Source organism: Macrococcus sp. CoH-51_TC_04 (assembly GCF_058188655.1).
This window is the reverse complement of sequence record NZ_JBVGOY010000001.1, coordinates 506,948-527,673: the sequence shown is the minus strand read 5'-3', so window position 1 is coordinate 527,673 and position 20,726 is coordinate 506,948. Positions and strand designations below refer to the sequence as shown.

Sequence of the window (20,726 nt, the reverse complement as noted above, 5' to 3'; positions counted from 1 at the left end):
TTAACGCTTTTGTCGTTTTATATTGTCATAAATCTGTTTGAACTGCTGCTCTGACTTACTCGTTGCTTTTGGTTCGTAATAGTGCTTATGCTTTAATGTATCAGGTAAATACTGCTGCACGACATAGCCACTTTCAAAGCTGTGTGGATATTTATAATCAACACCATTTCCTAAGTCTTTGGCACCTTGATAATGTGCATCCTTCAAATGTTTTGGTATCGCACCGACTTTACCGCTCTTAACATCTTTTAGTGCGTGATCGATCGCACTGATACCAGAGTTTGATTTTGGACTTAAACATAATTCAATCACAGCTTGTGCGAGTGGGATACGTGCTTCCGGAAAGCCTAGACGTTCTGCAGATTCTATCGCAGCGAGGGTTCTTGCACCAGCACCTGGTGAGGCAAGTCCAACGTCTTCATAGCTGATAACGAGCAGACGTCTCGCAATTGTCGGTAAGTCTCCACCTTCAATCAGGCGTGCTAGATAATGGAGACTTGCATCAACATCACTACCACGAATGGATTTCTGAAATGCACTCATTATATCGTAATGCATATCCCCATCTGCATCGAAATTAAAACTCGGTTTCTGCAGACAATCTTTCGCATCCTGTAAAGTAATATGAACAGGGTCATCCTGTGCAGATAAAATTGAAAGTTCCAGTGCATTGAGTGCAGTTCTGATATCCCCGGCAGCACTTTGGACAAAGTGGGAAACTGCATCATCATCAATTTGAACATCTTTTTTACCATACCCATTCACATCATCATTTAAAGCACGCGTCAGCGCCTGCTTTACTTCTTTATCACCGTGTGGGTACAGTTCGAAAATTTGTGTCCTGCTACGAATGGCAGGATTAATAGCATGATATGGATTGCTCGTCGTTGCACCAATCAGTATAATACTGCCCTTTTCTAGATGCGGCAGCAAGAAATCTTGTTTTCCTTTATCGAGTCGATGAATTTCATCCAGTAATAATATGACTTGACCGCTCATCTTTGCCTCTTCAGCGATGAGCTGCATATCTTTCTTAGTATTTGTTACAGCATTTAATTGTCTGAATTTAACATTTGTACTTCCAGCGATGGCTTGTGCGATACTTGTCTTGCCAATGCCGGGAGGTCCATATAATATCATTGAGGATAAACGTTTCGACTCAACCATACGTCTAATAATGCCACGGGGACCGACGAGATGTGCCTGTCCGATGATATCATCAATCGTATTCGGTCTCATTCTATATGCTAATGGTTCCAAAAAATCCTCCCCTTTTCATATAAAGTGTACCTTATTTTACATAAAAATGTGATAAAATTGATTTATTGAAAAGGAGCATCTATATAATGAAAATATCAACTAAAGGAAGATATGGTTTAACGTTAATGATATCGCTCGCGAAACGATATGATAAAGGTGAAACTGTATCCTTAAAAACGATTGCAGAAGAAAATCATTTAAGTGACTTATATTTAGAACAACTTGTTGGACCACTTAGAAATGCAGGACTCATTAAAAGTGTACGTGGTGCACGTGGTGGTTATAAGTTGATGAAACATCCGAAAGAAGTGACAACGAGTGAAATTATTCGTTTGTTAGAAGGACCGATTACACCAGTTGAGGGCATTGAAGATGAACCGCCAGCACAGAAACAGTTATGGATTGATATTCGTGATGCGGTGAAGAAAGTCCTTGATGAAACGACATTGTATGACTTAATGCATTATAAAGAAAGCAGTCCAATAGAAGGGTATATGTTCTATATATAATGTTTTGTAATGTTTGATTCTATGTTGTGATAGGGAGTAGATGGCGAATGTCGTGAAAGTTCGTCACCTACAAGCTTTAGGGCGACCACCTGGAAGGACTAGATGCCGAACATCGTGAAAGTTCGCCACCTACAAGTGTCAGGACGGCTACCTAGAAGGTCTAGGTGCCGGACATCGTGAAAGTTCGCCACCTACAAGCGTCAGGGCGACCACCTGGAAGGACTAGATGCCGAACATCGTGAAAGTTCGCCACCTACAAGTGTCAGGGCGACCACCCAAAACATCACCCCCACATATAACACTAAAAAACTCCCAGATCTATGATCCGGGAGTTTTAAATTATGATGTTAGTGCTTTAAACTTACGATAGCTTTCATGCTGTTTATCAATATCATATATATAACTTACAGCGATAAACTCATCTACATTAAATTCTTCTTGAAATGCTTCCAGCTGTGCTTTCACTGTCTCTTCAGAACCGATAAATCCAGTCGCTGTGCGTGACATGGCCATCAATTTCTCTTGCGGACTCCACAGTGCATCCATATTTTCTACAGGTGGCTGCATCGGAATGCGTGCATTTCGGATAATGCTTAAGAACATCTGGTGCATCGTTGTTGCCAGGTATTCTGCTTCTTCGTCTGTTTCTCCGATGATAACATTTGTTCCGACCATAACATATGGTTCTTTCAAATATTCAGAAGGTGTAAATAAATTTCTGTATATCTGAATGGCTTCTTTCATCTGTTCTGGTGCAAAGTGTGATGCGAAAGCATAAGGGAGACCTAATCGCGCTGCTAGATGTGCAGAATCTGTTGAAGATCCTAATATATAGATAGGAACGTTCGTATCTGCACCTGGATATGCTTTGACGTAGCCTTGTTTTTCTTCTGGTCCAAAGTATTGCAATAAGTCTTTCACTTCATCAGGAAATGTGTAGACACTGTCGTGTCTATCACGTCTTAATGCACTTGCAGTCATCATATCTGTTCCAGGTGCACGTCCTAATCCTAGACTTACACGGTTCGGATAGATTGTTGCGAGGGTTCCGAACTGTTCGGCAACAACAAGTGGTGCGTGGTTTGGAAGCATAATACCACCAGAACCAACTTCGATTGTCTGCGTATGTTGTAATACGTGACCGATTAATATGCTCGTTGCAGAACTTACTAAGTTCGGTGTATTGTGATGCTCTGCTATCCAATATCTTCTGTAATCGAGTTCTTCAGCGAGTTGCGCGAGTGCTGTCATTTGTTCTACTGCTTCTTTATTTGTTGAACCTTTTCTAACAGGTGCTAAATTTAATATTGAAACAGGTACTTTAATATTTGCCAATGTTATTCCTCCTAATACTCTCTCATGTATCGCTATTTTAACACTTCGTCAGAAACAATGAATAATAATTTGCTTTAAGTGATATATTTTATACAATGAAGCTGTTCTTATAGTTTTTTTATAGAAAGGGTGTTAATATAAGTTATTGAAAAAATAGAAAGGATGTTCAATATGAAAGTTTATGCAGATTATGCTGCGACGACGCATGTATCACCAACTGTAGCACAAGCGATATATGATGGGATTACTCAACAATTTGGTAATGCATCAAGTATTCACACAGTAGGTCGTGAAGCACGAAAATTGTTAGATGATGCACGTCGAAATATCGCACGTGAATTTAACGTCGATGCGAAAGAGATTATCTTTACGAGTGGCGCTACTGAATCAAATAATACAGCAATAAAAGGAGCGGCATATCGTCATCAGCATAAGGGGAAGCATGTTATTACTTCTCAAGTTGAACATCACGCTGTACTGCATGTCTTCAATAAGTTAGAGCAAGAAGGATTTGAAGTGACGTACTTACCGGTCGATCGTCATGGTGTGATTAATATTGAAGATCTGAAGCATGCGTTAAGAAGCGATACAATACTCGTCTCAATCATGACCGGCAATAATGAAGTCGGCGCGATACAGCCGATTGATGAAATAGGTGAACTATTATATGGGCATCAGGCATTATTTCACACGGATGGCGTACAGGCAGTCGGTCATATGCCACTCGATTTTCGTGCATTGAACATAGATTTGTTCACTTTAACTGCTCATAAATTATATGGACCTAAAGGTGTTGGTTTACTCTATGTTAAACAAGGTGTGGATTTAGAATATCAGCAGCTTGGAGGGTCTCAGGAGACGAAGCGTCGTGCAGGAACGGAGAATATCCCTTATATTCTTGGAATGACACAGGCGATTAAAGAAGCACATGAAAACATGACAGAACGCAATGTGAAACTTGTTAATTTAAAGATGCACTTTATTAATGCATTAACTGAACGTGATATTCCATTCGAAGTAAATGGCGACTTGAACAATCAGTTACCTCACATTCTTAATCTTTACTTTCCGTTTAGTGATGTAGAGATTATGTTAACGCGTCTTGATATGGCTGGTGTATATGTATCAAGCGGTTCAGCGTGCACAGCAGGCAGTATCGAACCATCACATGTCCTCACAGCAATGTATGGTGAGGATAAGCGTACGAAGCAGTCCGTTCGCTTTAGCTTCTCGTACACAATGACAGAAGAAGAAATTGAATTTATCGCACAAAGTATACAGGAAATATATAATAATTAAGGATTGATAACATGGATAACAGTAAAACAAAAGTGGTAGTAGGAATGAGTGGTGGCGTTGACAGTTCTGTTACAGCTTTACTGCTGAAAGAACAAGGGTATGACGTTATCGGTATTTTTATGAAGAACTGGGATGATACGGACGAATTTGGTGTATGTACAGCGACTGAAGATTATGAAGATGTGATTCGTGTATGTAACCAGATCGGCATACCGTATTACGCAGTGAACTTTGAACAGGAATATTGGGACAAAGTGTTTACGTATTTCTTAGATGAATATAAAAAGGGACGTACACCAAATCCTGACGTGATGTGTAACAAAGAGATTAAGTTTAAAGCATTTCTTGAGCACGCAGTGAAACTTGGTGCGGATTATGTTGCAACCGGTCATTATGCGCAAGTAAGACATACAGAAGACGGTGTAGAAATGTTGCGCGGCGTCGATAACAATAAAGATCAGACATATTTCTTAAACCAGTTAACGCAAGAACAACTCTCACGTGTGATGTTTCCACTTGGACATCTGCAAAAGCCTGAAGTGCGTGAAATTGCTTTGAAACATGATTTAGCGACAGCAAAGAAAAAAGATTCTACGGGCATATGTTTCATCGGTGAGCGAAACTTTAAAGAATTTTTAAGTGGATATTTACCAGCACAAAACGGTGAAATGCAGACGTTGGATGGTAAACCGATGGGCACACATAGCGGTTTAATGTACTATACGATTGGACAGCGACACGGATTAGGTATCGGTGGAGACGGAGATCCTTGGTTTGTCGTAGGTAAAAACTTGAAGGATAACGTTTTATATGTTGAGCAGGGATTTGATCATGATGCGTTATACAGTGATTATTTAATCGCATCTGATGTATCGTTTGTAAATCCTGTTGATTTAACGACGCCACTTGAATGTACTGCGAAGTTCAGATATCGTCAGAAAGATACGAAAGTTACAGTTGAAAAAATTGATGATAACACAATTAAGGTAACGTATGCAGAACCTGTGCGTGCAATTACACCGGGTCAAGCTGTTGTGTTTTATGACGGAGAAGTGTGTCTCGGCGGTGCAACAATTGACGATGTATATAAGACGTCAGGACAGTTAGAATATGTAGTACAGAATTAGAAGACAATTTGTCTTCTTTTTTTATAGTTTGATATAATAGTAGTATTTGGAGGTTATACAATGGATGATAATCAGTTAATGGAATTAATTAAGAATAAAAAGTATGAAGCGGCGTTAAAGTTATTATTTGAAGCAATTGAGTCTGAGCCTGAAGAGGTGACGCACTATATTAATGTTGGTACGATCTTGTTTGATACAGGTAAGCTTGAAGAGGCAGAGCGTTTCTTCCAGAAGGCGATCACTGTTAATCCTGAGCATGGTGGCGCTTATTACGGCTTAGCCAATATTTATTATAATGCTGAACGATTTGATGAAGCGGTGAAGTTGTATCAGAAGGCGATAGCGTATGAGCTGCAGGATGCGGATACGTATTATATGCTCGGTATGTCGTTCGTTAATCTAGGTGAGATGAGTAGCGCATTGCCGTATTTGATGCGTGCACATGAGCTAAATGATGCAGATATTGAGATTGCATTCCAATATGGTCTCGTGATGTGTCAGCTTAGTATGTATGGTGACGCTGTCGAGATGCTACAGCGTGTAATGGATCAGGACGCGTCTCATGCGGATGCGTTATATAATTTAACGCTTGCACAATATATGATTGATGAAGATGCAGATAAAGCGATTGAAGGGTTTAAGCGTGTGTTAATGGTGAGTCCGGATCATATGCTTGCTGGTCACGCTGTTAAGCAATTCGAATTACTTAAGGAGGAGTAGCATTGGAAAATATGACTTTGTTTGAGCAATCCTTTGTAAAAGGGACAATAACGAGAATATTATTTTATAACAATGATAATTTCTATACTGTGCTGAAAGCTGAAGTGATTGAATCAAATGAAGATTTCGATGATGATGCTACGATTACAGGATACCTTCCGCAAATTGCTGAAGGTGATACATATACTTTTACCGGGAAGATTGTAACGCATCCGAAGTACGGAAAGCAGCTACAGGCGGATAAATTTGAGAAGGATATGCCACAGTCGCGTGACGGTATTATTCATTATCTATCAAGTGATCTGTTTAAAGGAGTCGGTAAGAAAACAGCGAGAACGATTGTAGAAGTGCTTGGTGAAGATGCACTGAACATTATTCTTGATGATAAAAGTAGTCTTGACCAGGTGCCGAAGTTATCAGATGAGAAGAAAGAATTAATCTATAGTACGATTCATGATAATCAGGCAATCGAGAAGATTATGATTCGACTGAATGAATTTGGCTTCGGGCCACAGCTTGCGATGAAGATTTATCAGTTCTATAAGGACGATACGCTGAAGGTGATTAATGAATCCCCGTATCAACTCGTGATGGATATTGAAGGTATCGGATTTAATAAGGCAGATGAACTGGCAGGGAAACTCGGTATCGATAACAATCACCCAGAACGTCTGAAAGCAGCGCTCGTGTTTACGATAGAACAAGCCTCTAACCAGAATGGACATACATATATTCCGGACCAGGTATTACTTGAAACAAGCTTCAATCTACTGACGAAAAATGGCAGTCAAGTCAATCCTGATCGTCTCGTTATCGCACTCACTGAACTGACAGAGGAACATAAGCTCGTTGAACATGAGAAGAACATCTATATCCCGAGTCTATTCTATTCTGAAACAAAAGCTGTACAAATATTGCATCGATTAATGAATCATAAGGATCAGGTGAAACAATTCGAACAGTCAGAAGTGTTGATGGCAATTGGGGATCTGGAAACCTTGTTTGAAGTCAGCTATGCAGAACGTCAGAAAGATGCACTTGTTACGGCGATGAACGCTAAGCTGATGATTCTAACGGGGGGTCCTGGTACAGGAAAGACAACGGTAGTGCGTGGTATTGTGAATTTATATGCCGAGCTGCATGGCTTAAGTCTCGATTATGATGACTATGACGGACAGGACTATCCTATTGTCGTCGCAGCACCAACTGGTCGTGCATCGAAGCGTCTTCAGGAATCGACAGGACTTGAAGCGACGACGATACACAGGTTAATTGGATGGACGAAAGAAAATAAACCGGACGATGTGCTAGAAACCGAAATTACAGCGAAACTGGTCATTATTGATGAAATGTCAATGGTTGATACGTGGCTCATGTTTCAATTGATGAAGGCTGTACCAAACGATGCCCAGATTATATTTGTCGGTGACCAGGACCAGCTCCCATCGGTCGGTCCGGGGCAAGTATTTAAGGATATGATAGATGCACAAATTATGCCCCAGATTGAGTTGAACGAAGTGTACAGGCAGCAGGAAGGTTCATCAATCGTTGAACTTGCACACCAAATTAAGCGTAATGAACCATTTGATATTACGAAACGCTATAACGATAGAAGCTTTATCCCGTGCTCAAGCAATCAAATACCAGATGTGATTGAGAAAATTGTGCGTAGTGCTGTGAGTAAAGGGTATGATATGCGTGACATACAAGTACTCGTACCGATATATAGAGGACCAGCAGGTATACGTGCGCTGAACAAAGTGCTGCAGGAAATATTGAATCCAAGTGATGAAAACAAGCGTGAACTGCAGTTTGGAGATGTTTGTTTCAGAACGGGTGATAAGGTTCTGCAGCTTGTCAATCGACCTGAAGATAACGTATTTAATGGTGATATCGGAGAAGTTATCGGCATCTTTATGGCAGCTGAGAATGCATTAAACAAAGATGTTGTGATTGTTGACTATGATGGTAGTGAAGTAACGTATACGAAAGCAGATTTAATGGAAGTTACGCATGCATACTGCTGTTCTATTCATAAGTCTCAAGGTTCGGAATTTCCGATAGTAATCATGCCGGTTGTCAATCAGTACTACAGAATGCTGCAGAAGAATATACTATATACCGGATTAACGCGTGCGAAACAATCACTTATTTTTTGTGGAGATATACAGGCTTTTAATGAAGGGATAAAGCGTATCGGTAACGCAAGGTTTACAAGCTTCTATCAGTTCCTTATCGAATATTTTAAGACAGATGAAGCGGATGCTACACAGCATGTTAATTCAGATGGAAATATATTGCCATTCAATGTTGGTGAGATGACAGAAGACAATATGCATCTCGTTGATCCGATGATCAACATGGAAGGCATTACACCATATGATTTTATAAGTTGACGATTACTGCTTATTTTTTTATAATTTATGTAATTCAATATACTTTAAAGGTGAGTAAGCAAACCGTACTTTTATAGAGACATATCGGCTGGTGAGAGATATGATGTACGTCTGCTGAAGCTACTTTAATAGTTGTAAGTGAATAACGAATGAGTGATGACTTTGTCATAACTAGGGTGGTACCGCGAACACGTTCGTCCCTTTTTTAGGGAGAGCGTGTATTTTTTTAACTAGAGGAGAAGATAAGATGAAACGTTTAACAGCTGCAGAAATAAGACAGATGTATTTAGATTTCTTTGTAGAGAAAGGTCATATGATTGAACCATCAGCACCATTAGTGCCAATTGATGACGATACATTATTATGGATTAATTCGGGTGTTGCGACCCTTAAGAAATACTTCGATGGACGTGTGATTCCGCGTAATCCAAGAATTACGAACGCACAAAAATCGATTCGTACGAATGATATTGAGAATGTTGGATTCACTGCACGTCACCATACATTTTTTGAGATGCTCGGGAACTTCTCGATTGGGGATTATTTTAAGAAAGAAGCGATTGAATTTGCATGGGAATTCTTAACGAGCGAGCGATGGATGGCCATTGAACCTAAAAAGTTATATGTAACGATTCATCCGGAAGATACAGAAGCATATGATTTATGGGTCAATGATATCGGATTAACAGATGACCATATCACACGTATTGAAGGTAATTTCTGGGATATCGGTGAAGGACCAAGTGGACCAAATACTGAAATCTTCTATGATCGTGGAGAAAGCTATGGCCAAGATGATCCAGCTGAAGAAATGTATCCGGGTGGAGAGAATGAGCGTTATCTAGAAGTATGGAACTTAGTATTTTCTGAATTCAATCATAATCCAGATCATACGTATTCTCCGCTTCCAAAGCAGAATATAGATACTGGGATGGGATTAGAGCGTATGGCGTCTATTTCTCAAGATGTTCCGACAAACTATGATACAGATTTATTTATGCCGATTATCGAAGCAACAGAACAAATTTCAGGGCGTAAATATCGCGATAATAAAGAAGATGATGTTGCATTCAAAGTCATCGCTGATCATATTCGTACGGTAAGCTTTGCTATAGGAGATGGTGCATTGCCTTCAAATGAAGGTCGAGGCTATGTGTTACGTCGTTTATTACGTCGTGCGGTGCGTTTTGCACAGAAGATTGATATTAATAAACCGTTCATGTACGAGCTTGTTGACATTGTAGCTAGCATTATGAAACCATATTATCCTGATGTTGATAAGAATAAGAATTTTATCAAGAAAGTCGTGAAATCTGAAGAAGATCGTTTCCATGAAACTTTAGAAGAAGGTTTAGTGCAGTTCAATGCACTTAAAGATAGTGCTAAAGCTTCTGACAATGTCTTAAAGGGTGAAGATGTCTTCAAACTGTATGATACATTCGGTTTCCCTGTTGAATTAACGGAAGAGCTTGCTGAAGAGGCGGGCGTGAAAGTTGATCATGAAGGTTTTGAAGTGGCGATGGAAGCCCAGCGTACACGTGCCCGCGAAGCACGTCAGAAGACACAAAGTATGCAAGTACAAAATGAGGTGTTATCGAATATTAAAGTTGACAGTAAGTTTGTCGGTTACGATACATTAACGACGGATACTGTCATTACTGCATTATTACAGGATGGTGTTGAAGTAGAAGAAGCAGACGACCGTTCTGATGTGCAGTTCGTCATGGCAGAAACGCCATTTTATGCTGTAAGTGGTGGACAAGTTGCAGATAATGGTATTGTTACAGGTGAAGGTTTTGAAATTGAAGTGACAGAGGTTACGAAAGCACCGAACGGTCAAAACTTACACACAGGTACAGTGCGTTTTGGTAAAGTAACGAAATCTGCAGTGAAAGCAGCGGTGAATGCAGAATTCAGAACATTCGTCATTAAAAACCACAGTGCAACACATTTAATGCATCAAGCCTTAAAAGATGTGTTAGGCACACACGTTAATCAGGCAGGATCTTTAGTTACGCCTGAGCGTTTACGTTTTGACTTCTCGCACTTCGGACCTGTTACAAAAGAAGAAATTGCAAAAGTTGAACAAATTGTTAATGAAAAAATTTGGCAGAACATACATGTGGAAATCAACGAGATGCCGATTAATGAAGCAAAGACAAAAGGTGCGATGGCATTGTTCGGTGAAAAGTATGGGGACATTGTACGTGTTGTTGAAATGAGTGATTATTCTATCGAACTATGTGGTGGTGTCCATGTCCGTAATACAGGTGAAATTGGATTGTTCAAGATTGTATCCGAATCTGGAACAGGCGCAGGTGTTCGCCGTATTGAAGCTGTTACAAGTAAAGCAGCATTTAATTACTTATCTGAGTTTGTGGATACAGTAGATACGTTACTGCCAGTTGTAAAAGTAAAAGCTAAAGAACAGTTAACTGAAAAAGTAAATGAGATAACTTCAGTGATGAAAGAGCAAGAAAAACAAATTATTCAGTTGAATAAAGAAATTTCTGCTTTAAAGATGGGTGATATCTCAGATAATATTAAAGAAATCAATGGCATAAAAGTGTTAAGTACTGAAGTAGAAGTACAAGACGCTAAAATGTTACGAGAACTTATGGATGACTATAAATCGAAAGTACAAGATGCAGTCATCTTCCTAGTCGCTGCAACAGATAAATTAAGCTACATGGCGAGCGTTCCTAAGGCTTTAACGGATAAAGTTAAAGCAGGAGACTTAATTAAAGCAGTGGCACAGGAAACTGAAGGTAAAGGTGGCGGACGCCCAGATTCAGCTCAAGGCGGAGCGCCGAACCCTAAAGACGTTACGAAAGCATTACAATTCGTTAATAGTTACATTAATCAATTGTAATTAAAATGTTATCTATAGTATGATGAATGTGTATCAGGTCATACTAAAAGGAGTGTTTCAAGTGGAATTTGACAAGACGATGAAATTTAACATCGAAGACTTACCCAAAGAAGAAGTTCGCACCGTATTATTAAATGTCTACAATACGCTGGAAGAGCGCGGATATAACCCGATTAATCAGATTGTTGGCTATTTATTATCGGGTGATCCAGCCTATATTCCTAGACATAATGATGCACGTAATCAAATTCGCAGATTAGACCGTGACGAAATTATGGAACAACTTGTATCAAGTTATATCAATTCAGAGAAAACCAATGCATAAATCAATAGGACTAGACGTCGGCTCAAAGACTATAGGTGTCGCTCTTAGTGATGCTATGGGATGGACTGCTCAAGGTTTAACAACACTCCGTATCGATGAAGCGAATGAAGATTATGGAATTGAAGCACTTAAAGAAATAATAGAAACAAATAATGTAACTACGGCGGTAATCGGACTCCCTAAAAATATGAATAACACGATTGGTCCAAGTGGAGAGGCATCACTGCACTTTAGTGAAATGTTAAAGTCAAGTTGTCCTGAACTTGATATCATCATGTGGGATGAGCGACTTTCTACAGTTGGTGCTGAGCGTAGTTTGCTTGAAGCCGATGTATCACGTAAGAAACGTAAGCAAGTAATCGACAAGATGGCAGCAGTATTTATACTGCAAGGTTATCTTAACTCTAAATAGAAAAGGATGATAAACATGACAGAAAACAATGAATTAAACCAAGGAACATTAGATATTAATAACGAAGAAGAGCTATTAACATTATTTGATGAAGAAGGTAACGAAGTATTATACCGTAAACTATTAGAATTCTATCACCCTGAATTTGAGAAGACATACATTATCTTAGCTGAAGAAGGCGCAGATGAGGAAGAAGAAATTGAATTAATTCCTATGATTAATGAGCCTAGTGAAGACGGTGAAGGTGGTAAATTACTACCAGTTGAAACAGATGAAGAGTGGGATATGATTGAAGAAGTTGTAAATACGAACTTTGACGGAGAATAATAGAAGGAGACTGTGATGACAAACAGGAACAAAGAAATTAGAGATTCAAAGACGTTCTCTAAACTTCTTTCTTCTATTATCATTGGTATTATTTTATTAGGCGCTGTTGTATTAGGTATTGCAGGCTTTATATATTTTAATGCAAGTCAAAAGCCACTGGATCCAGGAAATAAGACGGTAACGAAAGTTGAAGTGCTTCCGGGTGAAACGGCAACGATGATTGGAGAAAAGTTAGAGAAAAAGAAAATCATTAAGAATAGTAAGATGTTCAAATATTATTTAAAGTTTAATAATATTTCTAACTTCCAGGCAGGGAATTATGAATTCTCACCCTCAATGACTTATGATCAAATCGCAAAGAGCTTACAAAAAGGTGAAGTATATCTACCTGTACTATTCAAGATGAATGTGCCTGAAGGGATGACGATGGATCAAATTGCTGATATCGTATCTAAGAAGACGGATATCTCTAAGGAAGAATTTATGAAGACTGTAAATGATAAAACTTTTGTTAAAAAGATGATGCAGAAGCATCCGAAGTTAGTTACAGATGAAGTATTAGCTAAAGATATCAAGTCCCCTCTAGAAGGTTATTTATTCCCGGCTACGTATGATTTTACTGAAGAGAACCCAACGGTTGAACAAGTTGTTGACAAGATGCTTACTGCCATGGAGCATAATGCCTTTCCTTTATGGGATAAGTATGGCGGTATTATTATTACTGAAGCAGGCAAAGAAAGGAAACTTACTTTCCATGAATTTTTAACATTCAGTTCTCTTGTGGAGCGTGAAGCGACAGGATTAACAGACCGTGCGAAAATTGCATCAGTATTTATTAACCGTATGGGTGAAAATCCAGAAATGCCTCTGCAGACAGATCCAACTGTACTATATGCACTTGGAAAGCATAAAGCAGTAACTTATGAAGCAGACTTAAAAGTGGACTCCCCTTATAATACGTACATTCACACAGGATTACCACCTGGACCGATTGCAACGAGCGGTACTGCGTCTATGGAAAGTGTATTAAACCCGGCGAAAACGGATTATTTATACTTCTTAGCAGATAAAGACGGGAAAAACTATTTCTCTAAAACATTAGATGAACATTTAGAGAAAAAAGATAAACATATTGATAGTGTTGAAAATTAATAATTAAAATCCGGGTGGTGACTTTTCGTCATTGACCGGATTTTAATTATATACATAACGTTTGTTAATGAATTACCTATTACATTTTCTACTAAAATGTGATACAATACTTTGAAAATAAATTTTCTACTACCAGCCGTGTGGTTGGTAATTTTTTCGTTAAAGGATTGTTTAGATGATTAAAGAAGCAACATATATCAGTAATTTAAATCCAGTAAATGATATTGATACGTTAATTCAATATGCAATTGATAATGAAGTGCCAATTATGGATAAGATTTCTGTAGAATTTGTTAAACAGTTGATTCGAATTCATAAAGCGCAATCTATTCTTGAAATAGGTACAGCAATTGGATATAGTGCTTTGCATTTTGCTTCTGTAGATGATGCGATTCATGTTACGACGATCGAACGTAATGAAACAATGTATCAAACAGCGTTGTTAAATTTTGAGACGTTTAACACGAAGCAGATTAGACCGATATACAAAGATGCACTTGAAGCATTTCATGATGTAAATGATAGACAGTATGATATATTGTTTATCGATGCCGCAAAAGCACAGTCGATGAAGTTTTTTGAACTGTACAGTCCACTCGTAAGACGAGGGGGATTAATTATTACGGACAACATTTTATATCATGATTTTGTTGGTAATATTGAAATTGTACGCAGTAGAAATGTAAAACAGATGGTACGTAAAATTGAAAAATATAATACGTGGTTAAGTGAACACCCGGATTATGATACAAACTTTCTTGATATCGGCGATGGCATGAGCATATCAATTAAGAAATAAAGGAGAACACAATGACAGAATTATTAGTAACACCAAAATCGTTATCACATATAGATGTATTAATTGAAGCGGGTGCTGATGCATTTTTAATAGGTGAGTCAAAGTTTGGATTAAGACTTGCCGGTGAATTTAATAGAGAAGAAGTAAGACTTGCTGCTGAGAAAATTCATGCACATGGCAAGAAGGTGTATGTAGCAGTTAATGGATTATTTCATAATGAACATTTAGATGATGTTGAAGATTATATGAAGTATCTGCATACATTAGACATTGATGCGATTAGTTTCGGTGATCCGGCGATTGTCATGTATGCACGCGAACTTGGAAATACGATTCCATTACAGTGGAATCAAGAGACGCTCGTAACTAATTATTTCCAATGCAATTACTGGGGTGAGCGTGGCGCGAATCGCGCAGTGCTAGCACGCGAACTCTCATTAGAAGAAGTAATGAATATTAAAACGCATGCGAATGTTGAGATAGAAGTGCAGGTGCATGGAATGACATGTATGTTCCAGTCAAAACGTAATTTACTCGGGAACTACTTTATGTATCAAGATAAAGTAATGAAGATAGAGAATAGAGCACAAGCTGATAGCATGCTGTTATATGATGAAGAGCGTAATAATAAATATCCAATCTTTGAAGATAGTAATGGAACGCATATTATGAGTCCAAACGATATTTGCGTCATCGAAGAATTAGAAGAGCTGCTTGAAGCAGATATCGATAGCTTTAAGATTGACGGTGTATTGCATAGTGAAGATTATATTACGACAGTAACGAGAGCTTACCGTCAGGCAATCGATCTATTTAACGAAGACCCTGATCTATATGATGATGCGAAGTTTGATTTAATCGATATGATTGAAGAAATCCAGCCTGAACATCGTCCACTTGATCAAGGATTCTTATTTAAACAAACTGTTTACTAATATGGAAATTAAGGAATGATAATATGAAAACTGAAATGGAAATCATCAATCAGCAACCAAAAATTAAAAAGCCGGAATTATTAGCGCCTGCTGGAAACCTTGAAAAGTTAAAAATAGCAGTACATTACGGTGCCGACGCTGTCTTTTTAGGTGGACAGGAGTATGGTCTGCGCTCTAATGCTGATAACTTTACAATAGAAGAAATCAAAGAAGGCGTTGAATTTGCCAACCGATATGGTGCAAAAATATATATAACAACAAATATTATTGCTCATGACGAGAACATGCCTGGATTAGAAGAATATTTACAGAAGTTAGAAGGGGCTGGGGCAACAGGTATTATCGTTGCAGACCCGTTAATTATTGAGACGTGTAAGCGCGTCGCACCGAAATTAGAAATCCATTTATCAACACAGCAATCATTATCGAATGTTAAAGCCGTTGAGTACTGGAAATCTGAAGGGTTAGAGCGTGTTGTATTAGCACGTGAGACTAGCGCAGAAGAAATAAAAGAAATGAAAGAGAAAATAGACATCGAGATTGAAGCGTTTATTCATGGTGCAATGTGTATTGCATATTCTGGGCGCTGTACATTAAGTAACCATATGACAGCACGAGACTCAAACCGTGGTGGCTGTTGTCAGAGCTGTCGCTGGGATTATGATCTTATTACAGTTAATGATGGTGAACTGGATGTAGCTTATGAAGGAGATAACGTAACACCATTTGCAATGAGTCCAAAAGACTTGAAGCTTATTGAAAGCATTCCGAAGATGATTGATATCGGTGTTGACTCACTTAAAATTGAAGGACGTATGAAATCAATCCATTATATTGCAACGGTTGTATCCGTTTATCGTAAGGTCATTGATGCTTATGTCAATGACCCGGAAAACTTTAAGATTGATCCAGAATGGTTAGTCGAGCTTGATAAATGTGCGAACCGTGATACAGCCTCTGCTTTCTTTGAAGGTGTACCAGGATTTGAAGAGCAGATGTTTGGACACGAGCAATCTAAGAAAACACCGTATGATTTCTGTGGTTTAGTACTAGATTATGATGAAACAACTCAAATTGCGACCATTCAGCAACGTAATAACTTTAAACCAGGTCAGGAAATTGAATTTTTCGGTCCGGAAATTGAAAATTTCAGACAAGTTGTAACTGAAATTGTCGATGAAGAGGGCAATGTATTAGATGCTGCCCGCCACCCGTTACAAATTGTACAAATTAAAGTAGATCATCCGGTCTATCCGATGAATATGATGAGGAAGGAACTGAACTGATGAGCAAAACGACGATTATCGGCATTGCGGGAGGATCAGGTTCAGGTAAAACTTCCGTGACATCTAAGATATTAAAGAATCTAGAAGGATATAGTGTTGCTCTCATTGAGCAGGATTACTATTACAAAAATCAGGATCATCTCACCTTTGAAGAACGTCTAAAAACAAACTATGATCATCCTTTTGCGTTTGATAATGAACTGCTCATTCAAAACTTGAAAGATTTGCGTAATGGTAAGACGGTAGAAGTTCCGACATATGATTATTCAAATCATACAAGAAGTGAGAAAACGATTACATTTGAACCAAAAGATGTTATTATAGTAGAAGGCATTTTTGCACTGGAAAATAGCGATCTTCGTGACCTCATGGATGTGAAGATCTATGTAGATACCGATGCCGATCTAAGAATACTGCGTCGTATCGTCAGAGATATTAAAGATCGCGGACGCACGATGGAATCTGTTATCGATCAGTATTTGACGGTGGTAAGACCGATGCATAATCAGTTTATCGAGCCAACCAAGAAATATGCTGATATTATCATTCCAGAAGGTGGAAGTAATTCAGTTGCAATCGATATAATGACAACAAAAATACAATCATTAATTCAAGTTTAGAATTAGGAAAGAAGGATTATTTATGGAAATGCAAAAAGAGTACCCAATGACACAAGAAGGTTTTGACAAATTAGAAGTTGAATTAGAACATTTGAAGACAGTACGTCGTCCTGAAGTTGTAGAAAAAATTAAGGTTGCGCGTAGCTTCGGTGATTTGTCTGAGAACTCTGAGTATGATGCAGCAAAGGATGAGCAGGGTTTCGTTGAACAGGAAATTACAAAAATCGAAATGATGTTACGTCATGCTGTAATCATTGAAGATGACGGTTCAAAGTCAGAGGTACAAATCGGTCGAACTGTAACATTTGCAGAAGTACCTGGAAATGAAGAAGAATCATATAAGATTGTCGGTAGCGCAGAAGCTGATCCATTTGAAGGTAAGATTTCTAATGAATCGCCAATTGCTAAAGCGCTACTTGGTAAAAAAGTTGGCGATGAAGTGAACGTGCCGCTTCCAAACGGTAATGAAATGCGAGTAAAAATTGTTGAAATTAGCTAAATAAATGTTGAAAAGGTTGAGCAGGTGTCCTTTGAACCTTTTATGTGGAGGAAAATTATGATTGGTATTATTGGTGCGATGGAAGAAGAGGTTGCAATTTTAAAAAGTGAAATACAAAACTTAACGACTGAAAAAATTGCACATGTTGAAATTTATAGAGGCTTACTTTTGGGCAAGGAAGTTGTTCTGATGCAAAGCGGTATCGGTAAAGTGAATGCAGCCATTTGTACAACTTTACTGATTTCTAATTTTAAACCAGACTATATTATCAATACAGGTAGTGCAGGTGGTTTAGGTTCAGGACTTACGGTTGGAGATGTATTAGTGAGTACAGATGTTCTGCATCATGATGTAGATGCAACTGCATTTGGGTATGCACAAGGTCAGGTGCCGATGATGCCTGAAACTTATAAAGCAGACGACATGCTAATAGATAAAACTAAACGTGCGATATCCAAACATAACTATACTGCACAAACGGGTTTAATCGTTTCAGGAGATAGCTTTATCGGCTCAGCTGAGATGAAAGCATCGATATTAGAGAAGTTTCCTGACGCAATGGCTGTTGAGATGGAAGCAGCGGCAGTTGCACAGACGTGTTATCAGTTTAATACACCATTCATCATTACGCGCGCTGTAAGTGATTTAGCAAATGGTGAAGCTGAGATGAGTTTCGAGCAATTTTTAAAAGTAGCTTGCGTATCAAGTTCTAACATTGTAAAATCATTATTAGAGACATTATAATAAGCTAGGGGGCTTATATATGATATTTATTATGGCATTAGCAGTGATTGCAACTTCTATTATCGGTTTTGTAATCTATAATGGAACTGAAGTAGATTACGCTCCAAATCAAGAAATCGAATAAGTTGTATAGAGCGAATCAATCGTTTGGTTCGCTCTTTTGTTTTACAGAAGGAATAGTGGGTATCATAAATGTAATAAATATAAGAGGTGTATCATGGGAATATTTAAAAAATATTTACTACCAAGCAAGTATGCAAAGTCAGTATTTGAAATTACGCCGGAAGAATTAACAGGCAGAGGTGTAAAGGCAATAATAACTGATCTCGATAATACGTTAGTCGGCTGGGATGTTGAACTTGCTACGCCTGAAGTGATTAAATGGTTCAATGGTATGCGTGAAGCAGGCATTCAAGTGACGATTGTGTCGAATAACAATCAAGCACGTGTAGCAACGTTTGCAACACCACTTGAAGTTGATTATATCTTTGGAGCACGTAAACCAATGGGACAAGCATTTAAGAAGGCTGTAAAGGCGATGAATGTGAAACCGGCAGAAACAGTTGTTATCGGTGATCAGATGATGACGGATGTTCTAGCTGCCAACTCAAATGGATTCTATTCTATTATGGTCGTCCCGGTCAAAGCAAACGACGAATGGAAAACGAGAGTGAACCGTATGATGGAGCGTAAGTTTTTAGCGTACTTTAAGAAAAAGGGATATATCACGTGGGAGGATTAATTTTATATCGATAATGTAAAATTAATCCTTTACTTTGTAAAATAATTTTTGTATTATTATCTTACAAAGTTGATATATGCGGGTGTAGTTTAGTGGTAAAACCTCAGCCTTCCAAGCTGATGTTGTCGGTTCGATTCCGATCACCCGCTTCTAAATAGGATGGGACGTATGTCTCGTCCTTTTTTATTGTGACTTGCAATACTAATAACATCATTTATGATAAAATATACAATAGTGAGTTTAATAATGGAGGAATATAATTTGAGTGAACACATGAAATGTATCGGTTGCGGTGCAGAACTTCAGTCAGATGATCAGAATAAACCTGGATATGTACCTGCTTCAAGTTTAAAGAAAGAAGACGTCATATGCAAACGTTGCTTTAGATTAAAGCATTATAATGAGATTCAGGACGTAAATATGACAAGCGATGACTTTTTAACGATGTTAAATGCATTGAGCGAAAAACAAGGAATCATTGTTAATGTGATAGATGTATTTGATTTTCAAGGTTCATGGATTAACGGATTAAAGCGTATCGTAGGTAATAAGAAGGTCATCATTGCTGCGAACAAAATGGATCTATTACCGAAACTGATTAACAAACGCCGTGTAAAACTATGGATTGAAAAACAGGCGAAAGCACTTGGTATGAATCCAGATGACGTCGTATTAATTTCGGCACAGAAAAATCACGGTATTGAAGAACTGCTTGAGTCGATTGAAACTTTAAGATCAAATCAGGACGTCTATGTTGTAGGGACGACAAACGTCGGTAAATCGACTTTAATTAATAAATTGATTGAGACGAGCGTGGGTGAGAAAGATGTTATTACGACAAGTCACTTCCCGGGCACAACGCTTGATTTAATCGATATTCCACTCGATGAACATTCATTTCTGTTTGATACACCGGGTATCATCCAGGCACACCAGATGACCCATTACGTTACTGATAAGGAACTCAAAGTAATTATGCCAAAACAAGAAATCAAGCCTCGTAACTTCCAGTTAAACGAAGGACAGACGTTGTTTCTAGGAGGCTTAGTACGCGTTGATTATGTGTCTGGAGGTAGAAGAAGCTTAAACTGTTTCGTAAGCAATTTACTGAACATTCATAGAACAAAGACAGATAATGCGCAAAGTTTGTGGCATCGTCAGATTGGTGAACTATTAGTACCTCCTGGTAGTGGCGAATTTGATTTTGATAATGTGAAGCAAGTTCAGTTATCTGTGAAAGAAGAGAAACAGGATATCATTATTTCAGGCCTCGGTTTTATTACGGTGGATAAAGGTGCGCAAATCATCGTACATGCACCGAAGCAAGTTGATGTATATTTAAGACCGAGCATATTGTAGAGGTGACA

At 38.4% G+C, this 20,726-nt stretch carries 20 protein-coding genes and 1 tRNA gene; 19 read left to right on the top strand and 2 right to left on the bottom strand.

The genetic code is table 11. The annotated features are described in order from the left end of the window. The gene (locus ACZ2V4_RS02765) at positions 1-1,239 is read right to left on the bottom strand and encodes a replication-associated recombination protein A (protein ID WP_219494837.1); all 1,239 of its coding nucleotides are present in this window, start codon (positions 1,237-1,239) and stop codon (positions 1-3) included. A 107-nt stretch (positions 1,240-1,346) separates the two neighbouring features. Here ACZ2V4_RS02765 and cymR point away from each other — a divergent pair, with 107 nt between their 5' ends. Continuing rightward, positions 1,347-1,769, top strand: coding sequence for a cysteine metabolism transcriptional regulator CymR (gene cymR, locus ACZ2V4_RS02760; protein WP_012657169.1), 423 nt, complete (start codon positions 1,347-1,349; stop codon positions 1,767-1,769). 339 nt (positions 1,770-2,108) lie between these two features. On the opposite strand, the gene ACZ2V4_RS02755 is transcribed toward cymR, so the two are convergent. Beyond that, positions 2,109-3,104 (bottom strand): LLM class flavin-dependent oxidoreductase, encoded by a 996-nt coding sequence (locus tag ACZ2V4_RS02755; protein ID WP_219492284.1) that lies wholly within the window; start codon positions 3,102-3,104, stop codon positions 2,109-2,111. 171 nt (positions 3,105-3,275) lie between these two features. On the opposite strand from ACZ2V4_RS02755, the gene ACZ2V4_RS02750 reads away from it, so the two are divergent. The 18 genes from ACZ2V4_RS02750 (at position 3,276) to yqeH (ending at position 20,718) form a co-directional block, all read left to right on the top strand. Beyond that, entirely contained in the window at positions 3,276-4,403 is a 1,128-nt protein-coding gene (locus tag ACZ2V4_RS02750; protein WP_219492282.1) for a cysteine desulfurase family protein, read from the top strand. Between the two features lie 11 nt (positions 4,404-4,414). Next, positions 4,415-5,530 (top strand): tRNA 2-thiouridine(34) synthase MnmA, encoded by a 1,116-nt coding sequence (mnmA, locus tag ACZ2V4_RS02745; RefSeq protein WP_219492280.1) that lies wholly within the window; start codon positions 4,415-4,417, stop codon positions 5,528-5,530. 60 nt (positions 5,531-5,590) lie between these two features. After that, positions 5,591-6,250, top strand: a complete 660-nt coding sequence (locus ACZ2V4_RS02740) for a tetratricopeptide repeat protein (RefSeq protein ID WP_219492277.1) — start codon at positions 5,591-5,593, stop codon at positions 6,248-6,250. Between the two features lie 2 nt (positions 6,251-6,252). After that, the gene (gene recD2, locus ACZ2V4_RS02735; RefSeq protein WP_490514480.1) at positions 6,253-8,646 is read left to right on the top strand and encodes an SF1B family DNA helicase RecD2; all 2,394 of its coding nucleotides are present in this window, start codon (positions 6,253-6,255) and stop codon (positions 8,644-8,646) included. Positions 8,647-8,893: 247 nt separating this feature from the next. Further along, complete coding sequence (alaS, locus tag ACZ2V4_RS02730) at positions 8,894-11,518, top strand: alanine--tRNA ligase (RefSeq protein ID WP_283721912.1); 2,625 nt, start codon at positions 8,894-8,896, stop codon at positions 11,516-11,518. A gap of 79 nt (positions 11,519-11,597) precedes the next feature. Then, positions 11,598-11,843: an IreB family regulatory phosphoprotein gene (locus ACZ2V4_RS02725; protein WP_241427516.1), complete on the top strand. Its 246-nt coding sequence runs from the start codon at positions 11,598-11,600 to the stop codon at positions 11,841-11,843. Continuing rightward, complete coding sequence (ruvX, locus tag ACZ2V4_RS02720; RefSeq protein WP_219492272.1) at positions 11,836-12,255, top strand: Holliday junction resolvase RuvX; 420 nt, start codon at positions 11,836-11,838, stop codon at positions 12,253-12,255. The genes ACZ2V4_RS02725 and ruvX overlap by 8 nt, the downstream gene beginning before the upstream one ends. Positions 12,256-12,270: 15 nt before the next feature. Next, positions 12,271-12,582, top strand: coding sequence for a DUF1292 domain-containing protein (locus ACZ2V4_RS02715; RefSeq protein WP_099482913.1), 312 nt, complete (start codon positions 12,271-12,273; stop codon positions 12,580-12,582). Positions 12,583-12,597: 15 nt separating this feature from the next. Further along, positions 12,598-13,734 (top strand): endolytic transglycosylase MltG, encoded by a 1,137-nt coding sequence (gene mltG, locus ACZ2V4_RS02710; RefSeq protein ID WP_241427439.1) that lies wholly within the window; start codon positions 12,598-12,600, stop codon positions 13,732-13,734. 175 nt (positions 13,735-13,909) lie between these two features. Beyond that, complete coding sequence (locus ACZ2V4_RS02705; protein WP_283721911.1) at positions 13,910-14,533, top strand: O-methyltransferase; 624 nt, start codon at positions 13,910-13,912, stop codon at positions 14,531-14,533. A gap of 11 nt (positions 14,534-14,544) precedes the next feature. Then, positions 14,545-15,468, top strand: a complete 924-nt coding sequence (locus tag ACZ2V4_RS02700) for a peptidase U32 family protein (RefSeq protein WP_490514479.1) — start codon at positions 14,545-14,547, stop codon at positions 15,466-15,468. 23 nt (positions 15,469-15,491) lie between these two features. Beyond that, positions 15,492-16,754, top strand: a complete 1,263-nt coding sequence (locus ACZ2V4_RS02695; protein WP_219492260.1) for a peptidase U32 family protein — start codon at positions 15,492-15,494, stop codon at positions 16,752-16,754. Next, on the top strand, positions 16,754-17,374 hold the full coding sequence (gene udk, locus ACZ2V4_RS02690; protein ID WP_219492257.1) for a uridine kinase: 621 nt from the start codon (positions 16,754-16,756) through the stop codon (positions 17,372-17,374). The genes ACZ2V4_RS02695 and udk overlap by 1 nt, the downstream gene beginning before the upstream one ends. 22 nt (positions 17,375-17,396) lie before the next feature. Beyond that, on the top strand, positions 17,397-17,873 hold the full coding sequence (gene greA / locus ACZ2V4_RS02685) for a transcription elongation factor GreA (protein ID WP_012657154.1): 477 nt from the start codon (positions 17,397-17,399) through the stop codon (positions 17,871-17,873). 57 nt (positions 17,874-17,930) lie between these two features. After that, complete coding sequence (gene mtnN / locus ACZ2V4_RS02680) at positions 17,931-18,617, top strand: 5'-methylthioadenosine/S-adenosylhomocysteine nucleosidase (RefSeq protein WP_219492254.1); 687 nt, start codon at positions 17,931-17,933, stop codon at positions 18,615-18,617. A gap of 217 nt (positions 18,618-18,834) precedes the next feature. Then, positions 18,835-19,359, top strand: coding sequence for a YqeG family HAD IIIA-type phosphatase (locus ACZ2V4_RS02675; protein WP_219492253.1), 525 nt, complete (start codon positions 18,835-18,837; stop codon positions 19,357-19,359). Between the two features lie 78 nt (positions 19,360-19,437). Continuing rightward, positions 19,438-19,508: transfer RNA gene (locus tag ACZ2V4_RS02670), tRNA-Gly, on the top strand. A 112-nt stretch (positions 19,509-19,620) separates the two neighbouring features. Continuing rightward, on the top strand, positions 19,621-20,718 hold the full coding sequence (yqeH, locus tag ACZ2V4_RS02665) for a ribosome biogenesis GTPase YqeH (protein WP_219492250.1): 1,098 nt from the start codon (positions 19,621-19,623) through the stop codon (positions 20,716-20,718). Positions 20,719-20,726 lie beyond the last annotated feature (8 nt).